Annotated in this window: 9 protein-coding genes; 6 read left to right on the top strand and 3 right to left on the bottom strand. The window is 55.3% G+C overall.

Features of this window, described 5'->3' with window-relative positions; translation table 11 throughout:
• Window positions 1–14: 14 nt before the first annotated feature.
• Window positions 15–1,184 carry a porin gene (locus K0I31_RS16220; RefSeq protein WP_041406713.1) on the bottom strand — a complete coding sequence of 390 codons (1,170 nt, stop codon included), beginning with the start codon at window positions 1,182–1,184 and terminating at the stop codon, window positions 15–17.
• Window positions 1,185–1,749: 565 nt separating this feature from the next.
• Between K0I31_RS16220 and K0I31_RS16215 the strand changes: the two genes are divergently transcribed.
• From K0I31_RS16215 to K0I31_RS16195, 5 genes are all read left to right on the top strand, one after another.
• The gene (locus tag K0I31_RS16215) at window positions 1,750–2,463 is read left to right on the top strand and encodes a DUF3581 domain-containing protein (protein ID WP_220079047.1); all 714 of its coding nucleotides are present in this window, start codon (window positions 1,750–1,752) and stop codon (window positions 2,461–2,463) included.
• A gap of 427 nt (window positions 2,464–2,890) precedes the next feature.
• Window positions 2,891–6,562 (top strand): ATP-binding protein, encoded by a 3,672-nt coding sequence (locus K0I31_RS16210; protein WP_220079046.1) that lies wholly within the window; start codon window positions 2,891–2,893, stop codon window positions 6,560–6,562.
• Window positions 6,563–7,216, top strand: coding sequence for a condensin complex protein MksE (locus tag K0I31_RS16205; protein ID WP_220079045.1), 654 nt, complete (start codon window positions 6,563–6,565; stop codon window positions 7,214–7,216). It abuts the gene before it with no gap.
• Between the two features lies 1 nt (window position 7,217).
• Window positions 7,218–8,438 carry a phosphoenolpyruvate carboxylase gene (locus K0I31_RS16200; RefSeq protein WP_220079044.1) on the top strand — a complete coding sequence of 407 codons (1,221 nt, stop codon included), beginning with the start codon at window positions 7,218–7,220 and terminating at the stop codon, window positions 8,436–8,438.
• 588 nt (window positions 8,439–9,026) lie between these two features.
• Window positions 9,027–10,289 carry a dicarboxylate/amino acid:cation symporter gene (locus K0I31_RS16195; RefSeq protein WP_220079043.1) on the top strand — a complete coding sequence of 421 codons (1,263 nt, stop codon included), beginning with the start codon at window positions 9,027–9,029 and terminating at the stop codon, window positions 10,287–10,289.
• 61 nt (window positions 10,290–10,350) lie between these two features.
• Here K0I31_RS16195 and K0I31_RS16190 read toward each other — a convergent pair whose 3' ends face one another.
• Together K0I31_RS16190 and K0I31_RS16185 are read right to left on the bottom strand one after the other, a co-directional pair.
• The gene (locus tag K0I31_RS16190) at window positions 10,351–11,739 is read right to left on the bottom strand and encodes a sigma-54-dependent transcriptional regulator (protein WP_220079042.1); all 1,389 of its coding nucleotides are present in this window, start codon (window positions 11,737–11,739) and stop codon (window positions 10,351–10,353) included.
• A gap of 9 nt (window positions 11,740–11,748) precedes the next feature.
• Entirely contained in the window at window positions 11,749–13,713 is a 1,965-nt protein-coding gene (locus K0I31_RS16185) for an ATP-binding protein (protein ID WP_220079041.1), read from the bottom strand.
• Between the two features lie 398 nt (window positions 13,714–14,111).
• Between K0I31_RS16185 and K0I31_RS16180 the strand changes: the two genes are divergently transcribed.
• Window positions 14,112–15,902: a flavocytochrome c gene (locus K0I31_RS16180; RefSeq protein ID WP_011866908.1), complete on the top strand. Its 1,791-nt coding sequence runs from the start codon at window positions 14,112–14,114 to the stop codon at window positions 15,900–15,902.
• Window positions 15,903–16,262 lie beyond the last annotated feature (360 nt).

Genomic DNA, 16,262 nt, shown 5'->3' with positions numbered 1-16,262 from the left:
TAGGGGCTAATGGCTTAGAACTGGTAGCCAACGCCTAGGTTGAAACCGTCGGCATCTTTCGCGCCGCCAACTTTTTCGTAGTCGGCTTTGAAGACAACGTTTTCATGCAACCAGTAGTTCACACCCACGTTAGTCTGGGTGATCTCTGAGTCAACACCGTTACCGGCTTCGTTGTCGTAGGCATTGTAACGTGCGAACACACCGAAGCTTTCGTTGAAGCGGTATGAAGGCTCGATGTAGTAACCTTTCTGCTTGTCACGGCCAAGTGCTTCGGCTTCTTTACCGTCGATATCCCACTGAGCGTATAGTGCCTTGATGGTGAAGTTTTCGATGGTGTAGATAGCGTGTGCTGTCATCAGGGTCGCAGAAGCGGTATCAACATCGCCACGGCCTTGAGTCAGATCAGATTGGTACTGCACAGTTGCAGCCAGCTCTAAACCTGGAACGGCGGTGTATTTAACGCGCGCAGTGTAAGCCAGATCTTCGGCTTTCGCTTCAGAAACCTTCTGACGACCGCCACGGATCTTATAGTCGTCGCCAACGTTTAGGCCAGAGGTGACCGCTGCGTCGAAGGCCAGGCCTGGGGCTGCCTTGATATTCAGGTTGGCACCCGCTTCCCACCAAGTGGCAGGCAGGATGTTTTTCTCAACTGGGTTACGCTCAACGCCGTAGAATGCTGGTGGCTCATGAGTTTCGTTGATGATACCTACTGGCATCAGGAACAGACCCGCCTTAGCAGTCAGCATGTCGTTGAAATCGTGTTCGATGTAAGCCTGCTCTAGCTCGACTTCACCGTTTTGGCCTTCGCCAGAGATAGAGTGCTCAACTTCCAGCTCAGAGAAGAAACGTGTCTTTTCGGTGAACTCGTGGCCGAAGAACAGCACGAAGCGGTGGAAGTCGAACTCTTTCTTGTCTTTACCTGATTTGTTGTCAGTGATGTTGTTGTAGTGAAGTTCACCGTAACCGCCGATAGTTGTCGCGCTCTTGGCTGAGCTGCTTTCTTCAACGGCGTCGGCTGTCTTCTCTACACGCTGCTCAGTTTGCTCTAGACGCTTCTCAAGATCTTTCAGCACTTTCTGTTGCTGTTCGATCACTTTACGCAGTTCTTGAGTCTCATCAGAGGCGATAGCGGCTTGGCTAGCGAATGCGCTGACCAGTGCTGCGGCAATTAGCGTTTTCTTCATCATTTCTCTTCCCAGTTGTTTTGTCAGGGTTATTTAATTGCTGGCGATTCTATCAATTAGGTATCGTAATGCAAACTATTATCATTAAGTTTTTTGATTAAGATCAACAAATGTAAAGTCAAGGTAAAGGGATTTGCACCCAAGTTGTGCAGAGCGGTTTTAACTTAAAGATGTTTCATAACAATAGTTTGAGGTGTTTCCCTCTGGGGTTATTACCTTGACATTGACTGACATTGTTAATTTTAAAAAATTTATCTTTTTTGCAGCTTTAGTGGATTTTTTGGATAGACAAGCAGTCTTGCCTCTGGTTTGAGGCACAGCTTGAGGCATGGTTTGGGCACAGTTTGGGGGAGTGACTGGATGGGCAAAAGCCAGTGTGAGTCAGAGGGATAGGAGCGCTGCTACAGTGCAATAGCGGATATTTCGGCCTAGCTTTGTAGCAAAACCTGGGGGTCTTCAAGTCATCGGAGAAGTGTTTCGCGGGTTTTGCTATAGACTGTGCCTCCTTAAATTTATAACGAATGTTTTATCTCATCTTTAACATAACCCTGATTGACGAGCCGATATGTTTCTAAGTCCTTATTTTAATAAAGCACAGCAACTAGTCTCTGTGTCAGCCCAACAGGCGAGTGAATTCGCCAAGGGTGTCGCACAGGACTTTAACCCCATCCACGATGTCGATGCTAAGAAGTTCTGCGTTCCCGGAGATCTGCTGTTCGCCCTGGTGCTGGGACAATATGGGCTGAGCCAGAAGATGACATTTCGATTCGAGGGCATGGTCGGTAGCGGCGTCAACCTGGTGTTTCCGGATGCGGTAGGCGACAGCTTCGCCATCCTGGATGATAAGGATAAGCAGTACCTGAGCGTGAGCCGCAGCGGCGAGTCGACCCTGTGCGAGGTGCAGACTGAATCCTTTGTGCGTAGCTATGTGGCCTTCTCCGGGCTCAACTTTACCCATGTGTTGGTGCCGCTGATGAAGCAGCACGGCATGATGATCAATCCGGCCCGCCCCCTGGTGATCTACGAGAGCATGTCGTTCGATCTCCATACCTTAGATTTTGACAGCATCGCCCTCAGCCTGGTGGAGCAGAATCTGGCCATCGACGGTAAGCGCGGCGATGTGACCCTCAAGTTTGAGCTGCACTGCGGCGATAAGCTAGTGGGTACCGGCGAGAAGACGCTGGTGCTTAGCGGCCTGCGTCCACTGGAAGCCCAGAGCATGGATGAGATGGTGGCCCGCTACGAGGCGCGCCGCATCGGCTATCAGCAAGCCGACTAATCTGTGCTAAATGCAGAGTAGAAATGCTGAATTGAAATACTGAATTGAAAATCTAAGTTAGGGTCGACATTAGTCGGCCCTTTCTATTTCTGCTCCCGACGCCTAAATTGCGGCCCCAGCTCTCCATTTCCTGTTCCCAGCTCCCTGCTCTTAATTTTCTGTTCTAAGCATTTAGCCATTGGCATTCGCCACGAGCCGATCCTGAACATCGCTCGCTACCTTTATGCTTGCCGTCTTCTTCATTCCTGCCGTGAAAACCGCCTGAAATCGGGTGTTACGCACGCTTTTTAAACGACTATCCCGCCCAAGTCCCGGGCCAGATTGCCAAGCCGATAGCTTTGTTTTACTTTAGTGGGATTGTTTTGCTATTCCCCTTTGCTGCTCGCCCCGCTGGGCGGCCGACAAGCTCGTTTGGATAAGGAAAGAGATGCCAAGCTTAAATCGTATCGTGCTGATCAATACGCACCTCCCCGGCGTTGTGGAACTCGCCCTCGATGGACACACCAACATTTGTGGTACCAACGCCTCGGGCAAGACCACCTTGCAGCGTCTGGTGCCGGTGTTTTACGGCGAATACCCCAGCCGCGTGGTGCCCTCGACCCGTGACAGCTTCGAGCGTTGGTATCTGCCCCACGATTCCAGCTACATCATCTACGAGTATCGCCGCGACGACGGCCTGCTGACCCAGGCTGTTCTGGCCTCTGCCGGTGATGGCAAGGGCGTCAACTATCGTTTCATCGGCAAGGGCTTCGAGCTGGAAGACTATGTGAAGTCCCAGCAGGGGGAGTCGATTCTCTGCCACAACATGGCCGAGCTGGGCCGTGAGATGAAACGCGCCGGTGTGGCGGTGACCAACCTGCTGAACACCCGCGAATATCGCGCCATCATCCAAAACGATCGCACCCTGCTAAGCACCGGCAGCAACCGCAGTGAGCTAAGGGCCTACGCCCGCCAGTTCTCCCTGTGTCAGCACGAACATACGCTGCGCCACATAGAGAAGCTGGCCAAGGCGGTGCACTCCAAAGAAGGCAAGATGGAGACTATCAAGTCGATGATCGCCGCCATCTTGGAGGAGGATGGGGTTAACCCACCGAGCTCACGTCTCAACCCGCAGCGGGTCGAGTCTTGGATCCGCGAGAGCCAGCTGATCCAGGGCTTCGAGCAGATCCGCCCCGAATTTGACAAGCTGGAGCAGGAGTTTAACCAACTGCTCAGCGCGGAGCAGCGTCTGGCTGGGCTGAAGCGCGGCTACGGCAAGGATGAAGCCCAGGAGATAGAGCGTCAGGAGCTAAATCAGCAGCGCTCGAAAGATCTCGGCAACAAGCTGCGTCAGCTCGACGACGAGTGGAAGGAGCTGCGCGACGAGCTTAACCTGGATCTCTCCGCCGCCAAGGGCGACGTGGCCAAGATAGAACATGAGCTGGATATCATCGAAGATCAGCACGCAGGTTTTCTCGATGCCGATATTGAGCAAGCCAAGCTGGATCTCGAGCAGCTGCCCAGCTGGCGCGCCAGCCTGGAGAACCTGACCGAGCGTCATAAGCTGCAGACCGAGAAGCACCAGGATATCGAGGCGGCCTACAACGCCCGTCGCAGCAAGATAGGTGAGAACCTCAACCGCGAGCTGGAACAGCTAGATAAGGAACAAGATAAACATCGCGAAGCCAGAGACAAGCAGCAGGAGGCGGGCCGCGAGGAGCTGGCCGCCCTCGAGCAAAGCTGGCGTGAGCAGATGGAGGCGGGCCGCGCCAAGCACAACGAGCGGGAATACCAGCTCAAGCTGACGGCGGCCGAGTTGCAGATGCAGGTCAACGGCGTCACCTACAGCGAAGAAGAGAAGCTGACCCTGGCGGTGTTTGACGAGCGCATCACCCGCGCCGACGAGGAGCAGGAGGCGTGCAACGCCATGGTGGATCGCCTGGCAGGCGAGGAGCGCAAGCTAAGAGCCAAGCGGGATCAGGCTAACGAGAGCCTGAGACAGGCAGGGCTAAGGGTCATCGAGCGTCAGGGCGCACTGGATGAGCTGCACCAGGTGCTATTCCCTCAATCCCACACCTTGCTGGAATATCTGCGCAAGGAGGTCGACGGCTGGGAGGAGAGCATAGGCAAGCTGATCAACCCAGAGCTTTTACATCGCAGCGATCTGCACCCGGCCAAGTCGGCTGGCGGCGACAGCTTCTGCGGCGTCGAGCTGGATCTCAAGGCGCTTGCAACCCCAGAATATGCCGCCTCGGAGCAGGAGCTCAGGGGCCGTTACAGCGAGGCCGAGGAGGCGCTGGCCAATGCCAAGCAGCTACAGGCCGAGGCGGAAGAGGCCCTGGTGGCCATCAACGCCGAGCTGGATAAGCTTAACCGCGAACTCACCTTCGCCAAGACGGCCTATAAGAATAGCCGCGACGATCTGCGCCGCCTGTTCGACGAGAAACGCGCTGAGCAGGAGAAGATCAATCAGGCGCTCAGCGCTCGCAAGGCCGATTCGCAGAAGCGTCTCGCCCGTCTCGACAGCGAGATGAAACAGCTTAAGGCCCAGCACCAAGAGTGGATCGATGAGCAAAACGAGCAGGCGCTCGAGGCGCGCATGGAGAAGAAGGCCTACTGGCAGGAAGTGGTCGGTGCCTTGGATGCTCAGCTTTCTCAGGTGAAGCAGAATATCAACGATCGTCGTCAGGCGGCCAAGACGGAGCAGAAGGCCTGCGAGCAGTGGTATAAGGATGAGCTGAAATCCCGCGGCGTCGACGAAGCCAAGATCGTCAAGCTCAAGCAAGAGATCCGCGATCTAGAGAGCAACATCAGCAAGGCGGAGCAGCGCCGCAGCGAGGTACTGCGTTTCGACGACTGGTATCAACACACCTGGCTGGCGCGCAAGCCTAAGCTGCAGACCGAGCTGAGCCAGGTCAAGATGGCGGTGACCGAGCTGAGTCAACAGCTCACCACCAAGGCCAACGAGATTAAACATCAGCGCCAGCAATATGATAGCGAGCGCAAACAGTCTGACGCCATCCAGGTGGAGGCCTCGGAGAACCTGACCAAGTTGCGCGCCGTGATGCGCAAGCTGGCGGAGCTTAAGCTGCCATCGAGCCAGGATGAGATGCAAGGTGGCCTCACCGAGCGTCTGCGTCAGGGCGAAGAACTGTTACTGCGTAGGGATCAGCTGTTGGGCTCGGTGAAGCAGTATATCGAGCACTTCGATTCGGTGATCGCCAGCAAGTCGGGCTCAAGTCTGTCTGAGACTTGGGAGCGGGCCCGCGAGGAGTCGAGCTTCGTCAACGACAAGGGCATTCGCCTGCTGGACTATCGCAAGCTGGTACCGCAACTGGAGCAGCTGCTCAACGTCATGGTGCCTCAGGCGATCATGGGCCTGAGAGAGCAGGGACGTAACTTCGGTATCGACCTGACGGCCTTTTACGACGTGCTGGCGGATATCGATCGCCGCATTGCCTCCCAGAGTGCCCGCATCACCCGTGAGGTGGGCGAAGAGCTGTTCCTCGACGGGGTGAGCGAGTCGGCGGTGCGCATCCGTTCGCGCATCAGCGAGCTGGAGTTCTGGCCCGAGCTGGAGGAGTTCGTCAAGGCGTTTAAACAGTGGAAGGCCGAGGGCTTCGCCGATTTGCCGGATGAGCACTACACCAGCAGCATGCGCCGCGCCCTGGATATTATCGGCCGCGCCGCCCTGACCGGTGGCATCGCCAAGCTATTGGAGATCGAACTGCGCCTCAAGGAGGGCAACAGTGACCTGGTGATCCGCACAGACCGTCAGCTCAACGAATCCTCGAGCCATGGTATGGCCTATCTGATCTTGTGTAAGTTCCTGTTGGCCTTCACCCGTCTGCTGCGTGGCCGCGCCGATGTCACCATCCACTGGCCGATCGACGAGCTGGGCACCTTGCACCACGGCAACGTGAAGAAGATCTTCGATGCCTGTGAGAACAACAACATCTCGGTATTGGGCGCCTTCCCGAACCCTGAGTCTGAGGTGCTTAACCTGTTTGCCAACAGATACATCATCAACAAGCAAACCAAGAAACTACAAGTGGTTAAGCCACAAGTTAACCCCATTGCCGATAAGCTTAGCCAGCGTTTTGCCAAGGAGGCTGTGTAAATGAGCAGTAGCACACAAACCGTACTCGTGGGCCAGGGCGCCCTGATCGAAGCCTTGCTGCGTGGCGAGTTTATCTGCCGTACCAGTAACGAAGACGCCTGGCGCGCGCTCAAGTCGCAGGCGACTCGTGATAATGTTGAGCAATACCTGAATCAGATCAATCGCACCCTGGCCTCGGCCGGGGAGGGCGAGGTGTTTTTCTGCGGTTACCTGCAACTGGGGGACGATGAGCGTAAGGTGATCTCCAGTCAGTTTCGCGACATCTGCCATGCACTGATCCCTCTGGTGGAGTGGTTGGTGCTGGTGCAAGAGGCCAGCGGCCAGGATGCGCCCCTGTCCGAAGGAGCCGCGGTACGCCTCAACGAGCTGCAGACACGCATCGAAGACACTCCTGCGTTTCGCGAGCAGCTGGCCAAGGTCAGCCACTATCGCCTGTTTGGCTCCAGCTCTACCCAAGTGGATGCGCAGATCAAGCTGGTGTTTAAGCGTCTGGTGGAGCTGGGATATCTGCTGCGTCCCAACCAGGAGAAGCAGATCTATATCGCCACCGGCAAGCTGGATTACCTCTACGAGGTGATCCGCTTCATCGATGAAACCGAAGGACTCAGCCTGGAGGCACAGGCGGAAACCGCAACCCAGAGGGACTTGATCTGATATGAGTAGCAACTTACATCAGGCGGGGGTCACGCTACTTAAGCAGCTGGGGCGCCATGCGGATCTCATCATGGATGTCTACCTCTCCGGTTCTGTGACCGAAGAGGGCGAGCGCGCCGGTGCCATCGACAAGCTGCGTAAGGCGGATATCCTGTGGCAGCCCGAGGGCGAACAGGGGCTGAGGCTGAAACGCTCGGTGCGCGCCCTGCTGGAAGAGGTGCTGAGCGACGAGCGCAATCGTCAGATCGACGCCAATGTCGGCTCATCCCTGGCCACCATCAAGACCCTTGCCGACCACTACAAGGAGGCCCGTCAGGCCACCGACTACAGCGCCAGCGAGGCCTATCTTGCGGATCTCAGCGAGCAGGTCTACAGCTTCACCGAGGGGCTGAAATACTCGATTCGTGTGCTCTGGAGCCGTATCAACAACGAGTTCGGCTATGTGGGCACCATCAACGCCAAGATACGTGAAAACGAGCTGGCCCAGAGTCAGGTGACCGAGCTGCTCAACGGACTGGAGATGTTCCAGTTTAGCGAGCTGGGTGAGATCGCCGGCGACATTCGCGAGCTGCGTAAGCTGCTGGTGACCCGCTTGCAGGAGACCCTGAGCGACTGTACTCAGGAGCTCAGCGTGGTGCAGGGACGTCTGCTGGAGCTGCTGGGACGATTCCGTCAGATCCAGGGGCGTACTCGTCTGCTCAAGGGCTGGCTGCTCTACACGGATATGCATCCAGATTATGAGGTGGCGGATCATGTGAGTCACAAGCAGCTGCCAACCCTGTTTAACCGCGCCGAGGCGATTCTGGCACCGGCGGCGGTGGATGTGACCAACACGGCGCAGGAAGTCGACTTGCTGGCCATGGTGTCACAGATCAAGAGCATCAGCCGCGCCGGTCGCGATCTTGTGATGCGCGATCATGACGTGCCCTTCGCCCTGGTGGAGGCGGAAGACTTCGATATTCCCGACAATCCGCTCAAGCTGGCGGTGGATGAGTATTTCTGCGCCGTGATCGACTCTGGGCTGAGACAATCGGCGCTGGACTATCATCAGGCCAAGTCGCTCAGCTGGGATACCGAGAGCTGGCTGTATCAGGTGATCTGCGGCTACGAGGGCTTGCCCGAGGAGTATAGACGCTATTTCGAGCTTGAGCCCATAGGCGAGCGCCATCCTGTCTATAGCGGCAACTTCATCATACGTGACGTGGAGTTGTGGTTGGCTTAAGCTCAAGCTTAAGCATTAGCCGTGATCAGGTGTTAACTAATGTAGTGACTGCTTATCCGGTTGCTATCTGATGCTAAAAATCACTTAACGCCGTTAAATCAGTAATTTATCAAAATACTGGTTTAGCGGCTTTTGTTTATCTTCCCTCTTGGCTATCTGCTGTGTTTTCGCCTGTGCCTAGTGGATCTCACTAGTCCCTGTCTGTGAGTAATGACTATCACTGAATGTTTTGGTTGTTTTAGAATTTAATGTTGGTTAATCTGTTCTTGTTGGCGTGTTTCACTGGCTTGTGTACCGTCTTTGTGAGCCAATTGTTGGCTTTTTGTTCTAACAAGTAAAACTTGCCGATTAGCCTAAATTTACCTTTCTGAATTTTTAATCATAAAAATCATTGCCTTGATCTTTGTGTGGCTTTGCGGTTGCCGTTTTGCGTCTGTTAACTGGCCCAGATTGTGATTGAAATTATCACTAGCATGATCCACTATCACTGACCAGTAACGGGAGAGCCACGGCTCTCATCACTATCTCCACGTCAGATGGAGAAGAAAAAAAGCGCACGATAGATGCGCAGCAAAACAAGGCAAGCATATGACTAAATCACTTTCTACGCGCATCTTTATCGGCCTCTTTTCTGGCCTGATTCTGGGTAGCATCATTCAATACTTCTTGGCCGATGTCGGGTTCTTCTCCGGCACCCTGGTCGAGGTCGCTTCAGGCTTAGGTACCATGTTCGTCAACATGATCATGATGATGGTGGTGCCCCTGGTCTTCGTCAGCATCGTCTGCGGCGTGCTGGAACTCGATGACCTCAAGAGCTTTGGTCGCCTCGGCGGCAAGACCTTCGGTTTCTACATCATCAACACCCTGGTGGCCATCTTCGCCGCGCTAACAGTAGCCCTGCTGCTTAAGCCGGGACTCGGGGTCGACATGACGGGGGGCACGGGCGCCGAGATCACAGCAACCGAGCTGCCTAACCTGATGCAGCTGATCGTCAACATAGTGCCGAGTAACCCGGTAGCGGCCTTCACCTCGGGCAACATGCTGCAGGTGATCTTCATGGCGCTGCTGGTCGGTGGTGTCATCAAGGCGATGAACGGCGCCGTGCCGCTACTGCAACAGGGCTTCACCGAAGGCAACAAGCTGATGATGAAGCTTATCGGCGTGGTAATGCAGCTGGCGCCTATCGGGGTGTTTGCGCTGATGTTTAAGCTGGGTGCGACCCTGGAGGCGAGCCTGTTTCTCAGCGTGGTCGAATACCTAGTGGTGATCTTAAGCCTGCTACTCCTGTGGATCTTCGTGGTCTACCCTTGGGCGGTGAGCCTGTTTACCCCAGTGTCTGCTAAGACCTTCCGCGCCAAGACCCAGGAGCAGATCCTATTCTCTCTGTCGACCGCCAGCTCGAATGCCACCATCCCTGTTACCATGCGTACCCTGACCGAGAAGCTGGGCGTGAAGCGCGCCGTGGCCGGTTTCGGCGTGCCGCTGGGGGCGACCATGAACATGGGCGGCGTCTCTATCTATATCACCATCGCCATCTTCTTCGTGGCTAACTCATTCGGCGCTCCTATCGCCATGGATCAGCTGCCCGCCCTGCTGTTCAGCATCTTCCTGCTGTCTGTTGGCGCAGGCGGCGTGCCAGGCGGCGGCATGGTGATGATCGGCGTGCTGATCCACCAGATGGGTCTGCCAGTCGAGGCCTTCGTGATTGTCGCGGCACTTGATCGATTGATCGACATGGTACTGACCTCTTGTAACGTAGTGGGTGATGCCGCCGTGCTCACCATAGTCGACGCCACAGAGAATGCCCATGACGAGGCGCAAGAAGAAGCGCGTCAGCAGCAGACGGCCTAAGACCTTTAAATGAAAAAAGCCTCTCACAATGAGAGGCTTTTTTTATGCCCATTTGGCGGGGCTAGTTTTCCTGCCCCTTGGTCAAGCGCCGGCTGAGGGCGCTCTGGCTGATCCCCAGCATCTGCGCGGCGGCGGTCTGGTTGTTGGCGGTGCGGCTCATGGCCTCGTCGATCAAGGCCTGATTCATCTGCGCCAGGGTGGGCAGCGACTTAGGAAAGATGATGTGATCTCCGGGGGCGGCGTCCAGCGACTTATGCTCCTTGATTGCCTCCATGAAGGGGGAGATGTTGAGGGTAACGCCGTCGCTGCGACTGACGGCATCAAACACCATCCCCTTAAGCTCGTTGAGGTTACCGGGAAAGTCGTAATCCAGCAGCTTAGGCGCCAGATCCCTAGGCTGTTGCGGCGCGCTTAGCGACATCTCCTCGGCGGCCTCGGCGATGAAGTGGTTGATCAGCATGGCGATGTCCAGTGGACGCTCGGCCAGGCGCGGCAGTCTTATCTTGTGGGCGCGCAGGCGATAGAGGAGATCGCTGCGAAACACGCCCGCCTTGTTGAGGGTCAGCAGATCGTCCTGGGTAGAGACCACAAACTTACACTTGATGGGGAAGCGGCTGTCGCTGCCCTGGGGCGAGTAGCTTCGGCTCTCGATAAGCTCCAGCAAGGTGATCTGGGCGCTCAGGGGCAGGGCGCCTATCTCACTCAGGTAGAGCACACCACTGCCTGCCTGATGGAGCAACCCGGTGACCGCATCGACCTCACCGTTTGGCTTATGACTCAGGCGGCCACACAGCTTAAGCTCGAAGGTGTCGCTGTTGATCCCCGCCAGGTTGAGGCTGACAAAGGGCTGCTCTGGGCTGAACAGCTGATGGCAGGAGCGAGCAAACTCGCTCTTGCCGGTACCACTCTCGCCGTGGATCAGCAGGGGCTCAGGGCTGAAGGCGACGGCCTCGAGATAGCGAAACTGATCCAGTAGCGCCGGTTCACAGGTGAGTATGTTGTTAAAGGCCTTGGGGTTGTCTAAGGTGCGGCTGAGAAAGCGCTCCTTGATATGCAGATAGTTGCGCTCCAGCCCCACCACCTCCAGCGCGCGGCGCACCGTATGGGCCAGGTCGCTGACATTGTCTGTCTTGATGAAGTAGTCGTAGGCGCCATGCTTGATGCAGCGCACCGCGGTATCCACCTCGTTGACGCCCGTGACTATGATCACCCGGGTGTTGGGGTGTTCGGCGCGGATCATCCCCAGCAGTTCTTCACCTGAGTGGAAGGGCATGGTGAGGTCCAGCAGCACCAAGGCATAGTCGCCCACCTGCAGGCGATTGAGTACCTGGCGACTGTCGACGCAGGTGTCTATCTCTGCCTCGGGCACCAGACGGTTGAGGGTCACCGCTAGGGTGCGCAGCCAGGAGGCCTCGTCGTCGACCAAAAGGATATTGCGTGCAAGTTTCATCTGTTGTTGCTACTCCTGAACCAAGGCAAAACTAAGTTGGATACGGGTGCCCTTACCGGGCGCCGAGTGTATCTGCATCTGACCCTGATGCTCTTTGATGATACGGCTACAGACCGACAGGCCCAGGCCGCTGCCCCCCTCGGTGCGCCGGGTGGTGAAGAAAGGCTCTGTGATACGCTTGAGGGTGGCGCTGTCCATGCCGCAGCCATTGTCGTTGACCTTGATCAGGGCCCGCCCCTGATTCACCTGGGTGCTGATCTGAATGCTGCCTTCGTGGGCCGCACAGGCATGGCAGGCGTTTTGGATAAGGTTGATCAACACCTGATGCAGTTGCTGGGCATCCCCCATGATCCTCGGACTGGGGAGGTGCAGCAGCTTAGTCACCTGCCGGGTCTTAGTTTGGTTAGCGGTGAGACGCAGTGCCACCTCGACCACCTCGTTGAGGCAGACCAGCGTATGATCTTGGGTGAGGTTAGGCAGGGCATAGCGCTTGAGATCGTTGACGATACGGCTGATGCGCTTGGCGGCCTCCTCTATGGTGTCGCTGCTCACCGCCATCTCCTCCATGGCTTGGCTTGGCGCGAGCCCGGCGATCTGCCAGAAGGGGTTCTGCTGCTGATAATAGTTGGCCGCCGGATTTAGGTCCTTGATGGCCGCCGAAAATAGCGAGATGGCGTGCAGGATGAGGCCCGTGGGGTTGTTGATCTCGTGGGCGATGCCGGCAGACAGCTCCCCAAGCGATGCTAAACGGCTGGCCTCTTCGTTGGCCTGACGCAGCTTGTGCTGCTCGGTGGATTCTTCCAGCAGCACCACCACCTGATCATTGGCGATGGGGTGGATCTGCAGCTGCCAATATTGCTCCTGATACATCATGTCGGCAATCAGCGACTTCTGCTCGTTGAGCACCTGCAGCACGGCCGGTCTGAGGTCAAAGGCTTGGTCGTCTATGTAATGGAACTCCTCAGAGATCAGCAGATGCACATTGTTGTCGTTACTCCACAGGCGTTGCAGCTCGCGGTTGACTATGGTCACGCCGTGGGGAATACCGTCTAATACCGACTGAAACTGTTTGGAGATGTTGGAGATCTCCGCCTCGACCCGGCGGCGCTGAATGAGCTCGGCGTCCAGGGCCTTCTTACGTCTGCGCAGGCTGGCACTGATAAAGCCGGTATAGATCATGCCGCTGGCCGAGACGATGGCCACCAGGATAGCCAGGGAGAACATGCGCTTCTCGGTGGAGGTCAGGTCCACCTTCTCGCGGCCGGTACCAAACCACTTGTTGACCAGGCGATCATACTCTCCGGATAGCTTGAGCTGACGCAGGGCGTCGTTGATCTCCTGCATCAAGGCGGCCTTCTTGCCGTTGCAGACGAAGTTGAAGGCGCCATAGATGAGGGCATCACTCGAGCTGCGCACCGAGGGGTAGAGGGGCAGCAGGCGGCGGGCCACGAAGCTCTCGGCGATCACCACGTCGACCTCGCCCTCGATCAGCTGCTTAAAGCCGGTCTCATACAGGTCGACATCCACACGGTTAAATTTCTGCGGGTAGCCCGACAGGTAGACGTCGACGAAGGCGCCCTTCTTGATGGCAACTCGCTTGCCCACCAGATCTGTCCAGCTGTTGATCAGCGCCTTGCCTTGCAAGGTATAGGCCTTGGCGTGGGTGGCGTAGATGGGATCGGACTGGCTGAGCTTGCGATCCAGATTTACCGGGCTGACCACGGCGATCACGTCTATGTCGCTGCCCGGATTGTGCACATCTTTCACCAGCTGTTGAAAGCTCTTACGGCGGATGATGATCCGCTTATCGGTCAGCTGGCCGATCCTGTGCATCAACTCTATGTTGAAGCCCTGATCCACACCGTTGTTGCGCCACTCCAGCGGCGCAGTTTTCGAGTGGACGCCAAAGACGATACTCTCCTGCGATAGTGCGGGAAAGCTGAAGAAGATTAGGCAGAGCAGTAAGCGTTTCATGCTGAAATACTACAATTTTCCGCAGCAATAAACTGTGCTGTATTACGCGAATTAGCGATTTCTTATCTAACCCAATCCCAGTAGAAATGCTGCGTGACCGGGATCTCACAGGGCTATGTATTTTTGCATATACCTCTTTGTGATTATGCATACTTGCATAGGCGATCTTGAGGGCTGTGATTGAGGTGTCATTTCTGAAGCCTAAAGCGGTGGCGAGATTGCTGGCTTCTCTTTCCTGGTTAATCATTTAGTTGAGCGATAGTGAAAGCCCGAGGTACTCATCAATACCGGTTGAGGCTTTCTTCTAAAGTGAAGTGTGAACCACTTTAATCTAAATATAATGTAAGTGCTTCTAAATTCAGCGGGTTAAACCTGTAAGTTTAGAAGGGGGAGCAAAGATGAAAAAGATGAAACTTGCGGTTTGTCTAGCCACCTTGATGGGCACAGCCGGATTCATGGGCAACGCCATGGCAGCCGACAACCTGGCTGATTTCCACGCCCAAAACCAAGAGTGTGATAGCTGTCACCAAGCAGACGGTGAGCTATCAAACGACAGCCTGACCTATGAAAATGCTCAGTGTGTTTCTTGTCACGGTACCCTAGCGGAAGTGGCTGAAAGCACTAAGCATGAACACTACAACGCCCACGATTCTCACTTCCCTGGTGATGTTTCTTGTACTTCTTGCCACAGCGCACACGAAAAATCTATGGTCTACTGTGACTCTTGCCATAGCTTCGATTTCAACATGCCTTATGCCAAGAAGTGGGAACGTCACGAGCCAACTATCGCCGAACTGGCGAAAGACAAGGCGGAACGTCAAGCGGCTCTTGCTAGCGCACCTCGCGATACCGTTGACGTAGTGGTTGTAGGTTCAGGCGGCGCAGGTTTCTCTGCCGCAGTATCGGCCCACGATAATGGCGCTAAAGTGATTCTGATCGAGAAAGAGCCGGTTATCGGCGGTAACGCCAAGTTGGCGGCCGGTGGTATGAACGCCGCTTGGACCGATCAGCAAAAAGCGAAAAACATCAAAGATGACCCAGAGATCATGTTTAAAGACACCATGAAAGGTGGCCGTAACATCAACGATCCTGAGTTGGTTAAGATCCTTTCTTCTCACTCAAAAGGCTCTGTCGACTGGATGACTGGCATGGGCGCCGATCTAAGCGACGTAGGCCGTATGGGTGGTGCTTCTGTTAACCGTTCACACCGTCCTACAGGTGGTGCTGGTGTTGGCGCACACGTGGTACAAGTACTTTACGATAACGCGGTTAAGCGTAACATCGACATCCGCATGAATACTCGCGGTGTTGAGATCCTTAAAGACGACAGCGGTAAGGTGAAAGGTATCCTGGTTAAGGGGATGTACAAGGGTTACTACTGGGTGAAAGCCGATGCAGTGATTCTGGCTACCGGTGGTTTCGCGAAGAACAACGAACGCGTGTCTAAGCTGGATCCTAAGCTGAAAGGCTTCGTATCGACTAACCAACCAGGTGCTGTCGGCGACGGTATCGACGTAGCAGCAAACGCTGGCGCGGCGATGAAAGATCTTGAATACATCCAGGCTCACCCAACCCTATCTGTTAAAGGTGGTGTGATGGTGACCGAAGCGGTTCGTGGTAACGGCGCTATCCTGGTTAACCGTGAAGGTAAGCGTTTCGTCAACGAGATCACTACTCGTGACAAGGCGGCTGCGGCAATCCTTCAGCAAACCGGTAAGTCTGCTTACCTGATCTTCGATGATTCAGTACGTAAGTCACTGAAGAAGATCGACAAGTATATCGGCCTGGGTGTAGCACCTAGCGCAGATAGCCTGGAGAAACTAGGTAAGCTGGAAGGTATCGATGGCAAGGCGTTGACCGAGACTGTAGCTCGTTACAACAGCTTCGTGACCAGCGGTAAAGATGCCGATTTCGAGCGTCCTAACCTGCCACGCGCACTGAACGAAGGTAACTACTATGCCATCGAAGTGACTCCTGGTGTTCACCACACCATGGGCGGCGTGATGATCGATACTAAGGCCGAGGTAATGGATGCCAAGAAACAGGTGATTCCAGGCCTATACGGTGCGGGTGAAGTGACAGGTGGTGTTCACGGTGCAAACCGTCTTGGTGGTAACGCTATCTCTGACATCATCACCTTTGGTCGCCTAGCCGGTGAACAAGCCGCTGATTACGCTAAGAAACACTAATATTTCTTAATCAATATCAACCGGTTACTAACATAGTTAACACTCCAAAAGGTGGCTAGGAAGCCACCGCTGAAAGCCACGGCAATTGCCGTGGCTTTTTTGTATAGGGATATGCTTATCCCCGGCGGCCAGGGAAGGCCAAAGAGGGGATTTGTGTCAGGAACACTTATGCCAAAGCCCAGGGATGGAAGGCTTTGGTGTTTGTATAGGGACTTACGTTTATGGGGAAGTTATCCCCGGCGGTCAGGGAAGGCCAAAGAGGGTATTTGTGTCTGGAACACTTATCTCATGGGTCTGAGATGGAGGGTTTTTGTATTTGCCAGTTCTTTGTCAGTAGAACCTTTGCTGCTACCTAGCGCC

Source organism: Shewanella spartinae, from assembly GCF_019457555.1.
GTDB classification, from domain to species: Bacteria; Pseudomonadota; Gammaproteobacteria; order Enterobacterales; family Shewanellaceae; genus Shewanella; species Shewanella loihica.
Note: the sequence above shows the minus strand (reverse complement) of the source record. Positions and strands in the feature narration are given on the sequence as shown.

Excerpts from the sequence above, each read along its gene's own strand:
- K0I31_RS16205 (WP_220079045.1), top strand. The coding sequence starts at position 6,563 with ATGAGCAGTAGCACACAAACCGTACTCGTGGGCCAGGGCGCCCTGATC.
- K0I31_RS16195 (WP_220079043.1), top strand. The coding sequence starts at position 9,027 with ATGACTAAATCACTTTCTACGCGCATCTTTATCGGCCTCTTTTCTGGC.
- K0I31_RS16200 (WP_220079044.1), top strand. The coding sequence starts at position 7,218 with ATGAGTAGCAACTTACATCAGGCGGGGGTCACGCTACTTAAGCAGCTG.
- K0I31_RS16215 (WP_220079047.1), top strand. The coding sequence starts at position 1,750 with ATGTTTCTAAGTCCTTATTTTAATAAAGCACAGCAACTAGTCTCTGTG.
- K0I31_RS16185 (WP_220079041.1), bottom strand. The coding sequence starts at position 13,713 with ATGAAACGCTTACTGCTCTGCCTAATCTTCTTCAGCTTTCCCGCACTA.
- K0I31_RS16220 (WP_041406713.1), bottom strand. The coding sequence starts at position 1,184 with ATGAAGAAAACGCTAATTGCCGCAGCACTGGTCAGCGCATTCGCTAGC.
- K0I31_RS16190 (WP_220079042.1), bottom strand. The coding sequence starts at position 11,739 with ATGAAACTTGCACGCAATATCCTTTTGGTCGACGACGAGGCCTCCTGG.
- K0I31_RS16210 (WP_220079046.1), top strand. The coding sequence starts at position 2,891 with ATGCCAAGCTTAAATCGTATCGTGCTGATCAATACGCACCTCCCCGGC.
- K0I31_RS16180 (WP_011866908.1), top strand. The coding sequence starts at position 14,112 with ATGAAAAAGATGAAACTTGCGGTTTGTCTAGCCACCTTGATGGGCACA.